The 8193-nt window shown below is 72.5% G+C and carries 6 protein-coding genes and 1 pseudogene; 3 read left to right on the top strand and 4 right to left on the bottom strand.

The genetic code is table 11. The features are described from left to right. Together MFF42_RS12000 and MFF42_RS11995 are read right to left on the bottom strand one after the other, a co-directional pair. A pseudogene (locus MFF42_RS12000) lies at positions 1-766 on the bottom strand (hypothetical protein); the annotation flags it as partial. A 129-nt stretch (positions 767-895) separates the two neighbouring features. Next, positions 896-1699: a hypothetical protein gene (locus tag MFF42_RS11995; protein ID WP_238255952.1), complete on the bottom strand. Its 804-nt coding sequence runs from the start codon at positions 1697-1699 to the stop codon at positions 896-898. 504 nt (positions 1700-2203) lie between these two features. Between MFF42_RS11995 and MFF42_RS11990 the strand changes: the two genes are divergently transcribed. The 3 genes from MFF42_RS11990 (at position 2204) to MFF42_RS11980 (ending at position 5044) form a co-directional block, all read left to right on the top strand. After that, a complete protein-coding gene (locus MFF42_RS11990) occupies positions 2204-3133 on the top strand; it encodes a lipid kinase (protein ID WP_238255951.1) in 930 nt (309 codons plus the stop codon). Positions 3134-3148: 15 nt separating this feature from the next. Beyond that, complete coding sequence (locus MFF42_RS11985; RefSeq protein ID WP_238255950.1) at positions 3149-3892, top strand: TerC family protein; 744 nt, start codon at positions 3149-3151, stop codon at positions 3890-3892. 195 nt (positions 3893-4087) lie between these two features. Next, positions 4088-5044, top strand: coding sequence for a hypothetical protein (locus MFF42_RS11980; RefSeq protein WP_238255949.1), 957 nt, complete (start codon positions 4088-4090; stop codon positions 5042-5044). A gap of 290 nt (positions 5045-5334) precedes the next feature. Here the strand turns inward: MFF42_RS11980 and fhuF are convergent, their stop codons facing one another. Next, the gene (gene fhuF / locus MFF42_RS11975; protein ID WP_238255948.1) at positions 5335-6075 is read right to left on the bottom strand and encodes a siderophore-iron reductase FhuF; all 741 of its coding nucleotides are present in this window, start codon (positions 6073-6075) and stop codon (positions 5335-5337) included. Between the two features lie 61 nt (positions 6076-6136). Further along, a partial coding sequence (locus MFF42_RS11970; RefSeq protein ID WP_238255947.1) for a TonB-dependent siderophore receptor occupies positions 6137-8193 on the bottom strand: 2057 nt, incomplete at its 5' end.

Here is an 8193-nt window from a genome sequence, read left to right as displayed (position 1 = left end):
CGACCGGGCGGCGGCTGCCGGAGGCGAGCGCATCCTCGGTCAGGTCGCGCAGCCGCGTCGCGGTCCGGCGCGGCTGGATCCCGCCGGCCACGCGCCGCCAGCCCTCCCCGACGCGGGCGCGCGCCTCGGCCAGGCGCTCCGCCGCGTTCGGCCCGGTCCAAGCAGGTTCGGTCGGCCCAGTCCCGGCCTGCCCTGTCCCGGCCGGATCGACGGAGGCCCCGACCGGCGCGGGCCGCGGCCGGGCCTTCAGGCGCTCGGCGAGCCGGCTGCGCCAGCCCTCGACGGTCTCGCTCGCGGCGCTGGCGAGCGCCCGGCTGCGCTCGGCGGAGCTGTTGGCCAGCGAGCGCGCCAGGGCCGATTGCGTCTCGACGAAACGGGCGCCCGCGGCCCGCACGTCGGCGATGGTGTCGCGGGGCGGTTCCGGCTCCGGCTCGGGGGCAGGGGGGACGAAGAGCGGGGCGTGCTGCTCGCGCAGCTCCTCGACGAGGTCGTGCAGCGTCAGCGGCACCCCCGTCCCGGCCTCGCCCCGCAGGCGCACCGCGCCGGTCCGGTCGACGATGCGGTAGCCGGGCATGCCGTCGGCGGGCTCGACGAAGCCCTCGGCGATCAGGGCCAGCGTCCGGCGCGCCACCGGCCGCGCCCCGCGCCGGTCGAGTTCGGCCAGGATCAGCGCGCGGATGCGGCGGTCGTCCTCGGAGACCGGCGCCTCGGGCGCGGCCGCCGTCTCGTCCTTGCTCCGGCCTGCGGCCTTTGCCGATCCCTTCACGCGCGATGCCTTGTTCTCGTTCGGTGTTCTCGTTCGGTCCGGGGGCGCCACCGGTGGCGGCGTCCGTCTCGGGCTTCTACAGCATGGATCGGCCGGCGTATCCGGTCGATGCGGTCGCTGATCCCCGTGTCACGCGCCCGCGCGGCTCAGGACGCGGCTCGATTCGGAGACGATCACCGGGGCCCCGCCGGCGAAGCTCACCGTCAGCGTGAGTTCGGCCACGCCCTGCGAGCGCGCCCCGCGGGACGGGCTCAGCGCAGTGAAATCGTGGACGATGCGCACCTGACAGGTGGCGCTCGGCCCGTCGCAGGCGACCCGCGGCTCCCCCTGCGGCTCGTAGCGCCGCTCGGGCCAGCGCCGCGCGAAGCGCTGCTTCTCGGCGAGCAGCGCTCCGGTCGTCATGACGCGCCCGTGGAAGCGGACCGTGCTGCCGTAGAAGCGCGGCGCGGAGGCGAGCATCGCGCCGTTGGGGGCCGAGACGCTGTCGAGATAATCGAGGCTCAGGCGCCGCGCGGTGACGGCCCAGTCGGTGAAGCGCGGATCCGGCTCGCTCCGCGCCATCCGGGCGGGCGGCGGGGCAGGGCGCTCGGCAAAGCGCTCGGCGGAACCTCGCGCCGCGTGGGCGTAGGCCTGCTCCCGCGCCCGCTCGCGGAGGGCGGCCCGGCGGGCGCGACGCATCTCGGCCGCGCGGCTGCGGTCGTGTCGGCGCGCCTCCTGCCGGGCGGGCGGCGCGGCCGCCCGGTGCGCCTGGGCACGGGCTTCCGGCTCGGCCTCGAACCGGGGACCCGGCTTGGCCGCGGGTTTCGCCGCCTCGCCGCCGGAGCCGGCCGATTTTGCCGGTGGATCGACCCAGTTCGATCCCTGTTGCGCCAGGGCGGATCCGGTCGCGCAGGCCGAGGTGAGGAGGAGGGTCAGAAGCAGGACGGGGCGCATGACGGACCGATCGGGCGAGCAGGCCTGAAGGTGCCTCGCGAAAAACCCGTCGGCCGTCGGCTCTCCCCTCGGACGGGAGACGGCGGCGGGCGTTCCGCGGGAGGCGGTCGGTGGGACGGAACGCGTGACGGCACCGCGACGGTTCCACGCTTTCCGCCACCGGTCGCGTTCCTACACCGAGTCCGCCCCCCTTTGCGACAGGCGCCGCGCCGGAAGGCCCGTTACCCCCGCTGTCCCCTTGCCAACAGGCGGGAAGTCCCCACCTTGAGCGTAGCGATCCCGGCTCACCCTGCCGTTGTGGCGGCGCCGGTCGGGCGCTCCCGGCGGGAGCATCGGGCGGGATCGCCGAGGACGGGTCCGGGCCCCTCTGACGGTCGAGGCGTCGACCGTGATGTCGGATCCTTATCGACGCTGGCGCGAACGCGGCGCGGAAGCGTGCGGGGAGTCCCTGTTGCCGTTCACGGTGGTTTTCCTGTTCCGTCCGGTCACGAGCGGAGCGGCCGCGTGAGCGCGCCCCCGAATCCGACGAAGCGCCGCGCGCTCCTCCTCGTGAACGCCAAGGCCCGGAGCGGCTCCGCGCCGCTCGACGCGATCCGGACGATCCTGCGCCAGGGCGGGCTCGACCTCGTCGAGCCCGAAGGCAGCACCGATTGCCAGGAGGTGATCGGGCGCCACGCCGGGTCGGTCGATCTCGTCATCCTCGGCGGCGGCGACGGCACCATGAACGCGGCGGCGCCGGCCCTGGTCGAGACCAAGCTGCCCTTCGGCATCCTGCCGCTCGGCACCGCCAACGACCTCGCCCGCTCGCTGGGCCTGCCCCTCGATCCGGAGGCGGCCGCAGGGCTGATCCCGACCGCGCCGGAGAAGGCGATCGACCTCGGCTGGGTCAACGGCCACTACTACTTCAACGTGGCGAGCGTCGGCTTCTCCGCCGACCTCGCCAGCGAACTGACGGCCGAGGCCAAGAAGGCCTGGGGCACGGTGGGCTACGCCATCGCCGCCATCCGCCTGCTGCGCCGCGCCCGCCCCTTCACGGTGACGATCGAGCATGACGGCCGCACCGAGAAGGTGACGACGATCCAGGCCTCGGTCGGCAACGGGCGCCACTACGGCGGCGGCATGACGGTGCAGGAGGACGCCACCGTCGATGACGGGCGGCTCGATTTCTACAGCCTGGAGGTCGCCCATTGGTGGCGGCTGATCGCGCTGCTGCCGGCCCTGCGCCGGGGCACCCACGGCAAGGCGGCGGACGTGCGCGCCTTCGAGACGACGGAGTTGGTGCTGACGACCCGCAAGCCGCGGGCGGTGAACACCGATGGCGAACTCACCACCTGGACGCCGGCGCGTTTCAAGGTCGTGCCGAAGGCGGTGCGCGTGCTCGCGCCGCCGAACGCCGGACCCGGCGCCACGAGCCGCTTTCCCCTTCCCTTCTGAACCGACGGACTGCCCGTGGACAGCCTGCTGCAACTCGCCGCCGATCCGACCGCCTGGGCGGCGCTCGCGACCCTCGTGGTGATGGAGGTCGTGCTCGGCATCGACAACCTGATCTTCATCTCGATCCTCACCAACAAGCTGCCCGCCGAGCATCAGAGCCGCGCCCGGCGCATCGGCATCGGCCTCGCGCTGATCCTGCGGCTCGCCCTGCTCGGCACCGTGGCCTGGATCGTCCACCTGACCGAGCCGGTCTTCGAGGTCTTCGGAAAAGGCTTCTCCTGGCGCGACCTGATCCTGATCGCGGGCGGTCTGTTCCTGCTGTGGAAGGCGACCAAGGAGATCCACCACAGCGTCGATCCGAGTCCGGAGGAGAAGCCCGGCAGTCAGGCGGCGATCGGCTTCGGCTCCGCCATCGTCCAGATCCTGATCCTCGACCTCGTCTTCTCGATCGACTCGATCATCACGGCGGTCGGCATGACCGACCACGTCGCGATCATGGTGATCGCGGTTCTCGCCGCGGTCACGGTGATGCTGATCGCCGCCGACCCGCTCTCGCGCTTCATCGCCGCCAACCCCACCGTGGTGATGCTGGCGCTCGGCTTCCTCATCATGATCGGCATGACGCTGCTCGCCGAAGGGTTCGGGGCGCATGTGCCGAAGGGCTACATCTACACCGCCATGGCCTTCTCGGCGGGGGTGGAGGCCCTCAACATGCTGGTCCGGCGCCGGAGGCGGAAGGCGCCGACGGGCAAGGCCTGAAGCGCGGCAGTTTTCCCGTGAAAACCCCGGGCGGCGGACGGGCCATCAGCCGCGATGCGGTCGATTCGAGCGAGGCGGTCAACCGACGGTAAGGCAGCGCGGCCGAAGTCCGGCGGCTTCGGCCCGCACGGTAAGGGTCCGTTTACGCCGAACCGGTCGCTTGATCCGATTGACCTGATCCCAGGCGACCGCCCCATGCGCTTCCTGCTCGCACCGGCCCTGCTCGCCGCCGCGTGCGGCTCCTCCCTGGCCGCCGCACCCTCGCCGTTCCGCGCGGCCCTCGCGGCGGCCGGCGGCTGCGGCGCGCACCGCGTCCTCGCGGAGGAGAGGCTCGGCCGGCTCGACGCCGTCGCGGCGCCCGCCGTTCCGCAGGGCGAGGCCGACCTGTTCGGAAAGCCCGCGGGGCGGTGGACCGAGGACGAGATCCGCGACGCCCTCTCCGTCTTCGCCGCCTGCGAGATCCGCTCCGGGCCGGCCGGCACCGGGCGGAGCGAGCGCCTCGCCCGCGAACTGCGCGGCCTGGACGCGGCCCTGCGCCGGGCCATCGTCGTCGGGCATGCCCGCGCCCCTCTCGACGCGGGCGAGGAGCAGGCGCCGCACGGATCCGGCCGCAGCGGCGCCCCGGCCGGGGCGACCCGGCTGCGGCAGGGCTCGGCCTTCACCCCGGCCCAGCGGAGCGCCGCCGCACCGATCGGCCCGAGACCCGTCGCGGCGCCCGGCGACACCCCGCAAGCGGAAGCCCCGCCCGCGGTTGCCGCGATCCCGGCAGCCTTTCCCGCTGCCTGGGACGACGCGCCCCCCGCCCGAACCGTGCACCCGCAGCCGGCGGCCGCCGATCCGGCGCCGGCCGAACCGCCCCGCCAGGTGCCGGTGGCCGCGCACCGGCCGCCGACGCAGCGGACGCCGTGTCCGCTCGGCCTCGCCACCTTCGCGCTGCTCCAGGCCGAGATGCCTCTCTCCGAGGTCGAGGACCTGCTCGGCTGCCGCGGCACCCTCGACGCCGCCACGACGATCCCCGGGCTCGGCGCCTTCGAGACCTATCTCTGGTCGGACCGCGGTGGCGGCACCACCGTCACGCTGGTCTTCCAGAACAAGCGCCTGCGCTCCAAGGCGCAGCGCGGCCTCGGCGCGGAGGCCGGGCGCGGCGGCTGATACGGTTTCCGGTTGATTACTTCGGTGCGGCCTCTCGTCATTCCGGGGCGCCGAAGGCGAACCCGGAATCCATGACTGGCCTGGACGCCATATTCCAGCCGCGCATCACGGGTGGATCCCGGGTTCCGCTGCGCGGCCCCGGGATGACGGGGGTTGGGGCTGAACCGAAGCGATCGACCGGAAGCGGTATGAGTCCGCAACCTCGCCGGGCAGGTCGCGTGCTGGATCGCTTCGGCTTCGCCTCGCGATGACGGGATGGCAAAGCCCGAAGCGATCGCCCGGACACGGGATCAGCCGACCTCCCCGCGCCGCCTGAGCAGCGGGCAGATGCCCTCGCATTTCGAAAAGCCCGGCAGGCCGTGCCGCAGGCAGCAGATCCGGCGGCGCGGCGCGTCGAAGCCCGCCACCGCGTCGGCCCGCATCAGGGTGAGCGCCGCGCAGGCGTCGCGCGGCCAGCGCAGGGCCTCAAGGGCCTCGCTCGCGTCGCCGGCCCGCTCCGGGTCCTCCCGCGCGATCGTCTTGAGCGTCCAGAACAGGTGGCCGCCCGCATTCTCCCACAGGAGCCGCGCCGAGAGCCCCGTCCCGGCCCGCAGGGCCTCGATCGCGGGCGCGACGCTCTCGGCGAGCAGCCGATCGACCTGGGCCGGAAGCGGGGAGGGGAGTGCTGCCCCCTGTGCGAGATGGAGGGTCTCCGGCAGGCCGGTCTCCGGCGCCAGGCGGATCGCCTCGATCACCAGGGTCCTCCCGAGCCGCGCGCCGGCCGCCAGGGTCGGCGCGATCAGCGCGGCGAAGAGGTAGGCGCTCCACAGCGAGGCCGCCGCCTTCCGCTCGGCGCCGGGATGGGCATCGGCGAAACGGGCGATCCCGTCGGAGACCGCGCCGCCGGGCGCCAGGTCCGACAGCGCGCAGGCTGCGGGATCGGGGTCGCGGCGAAGCCGGCCGGAGAAGAGGGCGAAGGCCCCGGTCAGGGCGCCGTCGAGACTCTCTTGAACGAGGCTCTCTTGAACGAGGCTCTCTTGGGCGAGGCTCACCTGGGCCACGATCTCTTGGGCGAGGATGTTTCGTGCGACGACGGTCAGGGCGGACTTCGCCTCACCAGCGATAGATCAGGCTCGCGTAGAACTGCCGGGGCTGGCCGCGATAGCAGGCGCCCGCCTGGCAGTTGAAATAGCGGCGGTCGAACGCGTTGTTCACGTTGACCTGAAGTCGCATCCCTCTCAGCCGCGGATCGACCTTGGCGAAGTCGTAGGCCGCCACCGCGTCGAACAGCGTCACGGTCGAGTTGCGGAAGCTGCCCGGCACCTCGTTGGCGGGGCTGGTGCCGGCGTAGCGGACGCCGCCGCCGAGACTCAGGCCGAACAGCTCGGTGTCGGGCTGGAAGGCGTAGTTGGCGAAGGCGGTGACGGTGTTGGCGGGAATCCCCGAGAGCGGGATGCCGACGGAGTCCGGCGCGCCGGGATTGCGGGTCGTGCGGATATCGACGTGGCTGTAGGAGGCCAGCACGTTGATGCCGGGGCCGAGATTGGCGGTCAGCTCCAGCTCGGCGCCTTTCGACCGCACCTCGCCGATCGCGGCCTGGAACAGGATCGGGTTGACCGGATCGGGCCGCAGCACGTTCGACTGCGTGATGTCGAACACCGCCATGTTGAGGAACACGTTTTGGCCCGGCACCTGGGTCTTGATGCCGGCCTCGAACTGCTCGCCGGTCGTCGGCTGGAAGGCGGCTCCGTTCCGGTCGAAGCCGAGCTGCGGCGCGAAGGTCGTGGCGAAGCTCGCGTAGGGGACGATGAAGTCCGTCAGCAGGTAGTTGGCGCCGACGCGGTAGGAGAAGGCGCGGTCGCTGGTGACCGAGGGGCCGGTGGCCGAGGGGGCGCTGTAGCTCTCCGTGAGCTGCGAAACCTGATCGTGGCGCCCGGTCAGGGTGAGGATCAGCGATCCGATCCGCGCCTGATCCTGCACGTAGGTGCCGAGCTGCTCGATGCGCTGGCGCGAGGCGCCGGTGAGCGCCGGCGTCGGGATGAACTGCGCGCCGTAATTCGGGCGGATCAGGCCGCCGATCTGCAGATCGGGCACGACGAGGAAGCCGCGCCGGTCGGTGTAGCGTGAATTCGTGTAGTCGATGCCGGCGATCAGGGTGTGGGCGACCGGGCCGGTGGTGAAGCGGGTCTCGAGCTGGTTGTCGAGGGAGAGCGTGTCGAGGGCGTTGGTGATGCGCCCGTTCGAGCGGCCGGCGGTCTGGAGATCGGGGCTGATCGTGTCGATCTGTGTGTATCTCAGGTCGCCGAAGACGTTGTAGTAGCGGAAGTTCTGCCGGAACACGACGTCCGGGCCGAAGCGGTGCTCGAAGGCGTAGCCGATGCGGTATTGCCGCGTGGTGTAGTCCTGGAAAGCGGGATCGCCCGAGAACAGGTTCGTCTTCTGGAAGCGCGGATCGGCGAAGTTCGAGTAGAACGAGGCGTTGCCCGGCACGGTGTTGTCGAGATACTCGGCCAGCACCGTCAGGCTGGTATCGGCATCGGGCCGCCACGTGAACGCGGGCGCGATGAAGTTCCGGTCCTCGCGGCCGCCGGGCAGGAAGCTGTCGCTCTGCCGGAACAGGCCGGTGAGGCGGTAGGAGAGCTGCCCGTCGGTCTGCTCGATGGGGCCGCCGAGATCGAAGGCGCCCTGGTAGCGGTCGTACTTGCCCCGCTGCAGCCAGACCTCGCCGAAGGGCACCGGGGTCGGGCGCTTCGAGGTGACATCGACGATGCCGCCCGGCGTGCCGAGGCCGTAGAGGCCGGCCGCCGGCCCGCGCAGGATCGTCAGGGCGTCGAGGCCGTAGGGCTCGACGCGGGGGATGGCGAATGGGGCGGAGGGCTGGCGCAGGCCGTCGCGGTAGATGCCGATATTCGTGACGTCGAAGCCGCGGATATAGAACGCGTCGAAGCGCGGATCGAAGCCGAACACGTTCGAGGAGACGCCCGGCGTGTAGGCGATCGCGTCGTTCAGCGTCTGGACGTTGCGGTCGTTGAGCTGCTCGCGGGTAACGACGGAGACCGAGGCCGGCGTCTCGATGATCGGCGTGTTGGTCTTGGTCGCCGCCGCGCTGCCCCTGGCCGTGTAGCCGACGACCCCCGTCGGGCCGCCGCCGCCGCCGCCGCTCGTCGCCG

It is taken from the genome of Methylorubrum podarium (assembly GCF_022179745.1).
Classification (GTDB): domain Bacteria; phylum Pseudomonadota; class Alphaproteobacteria; order Rhizobiales; family Beijerinckiaceae; genus Methylobacterium; species Methylobacterium podarium.
Note: the sequence above shows the minus strand (reverse complement) of the source record. Positions and strands in the feature narration are given on the sequence as shown.

Excerpts from the sequence above, each read along its gene's own strand:
- MFF42_RS11995 (WP_238255952.1), bottom strand. The coding sequence starts at position 1,699 with ATGCGCCCCGTCCTGCTTCTGACCCTCCTCCTCACCTCGGCCTGCGCG.
- MFF42_RS11980 (WP_238255949.1), top strand. The coding sequence starts at position 4,088 with ATGCGCTTCCTGCTCGCACCGGCCCTGCTCGCCGCCGCGTGCGGCTCC.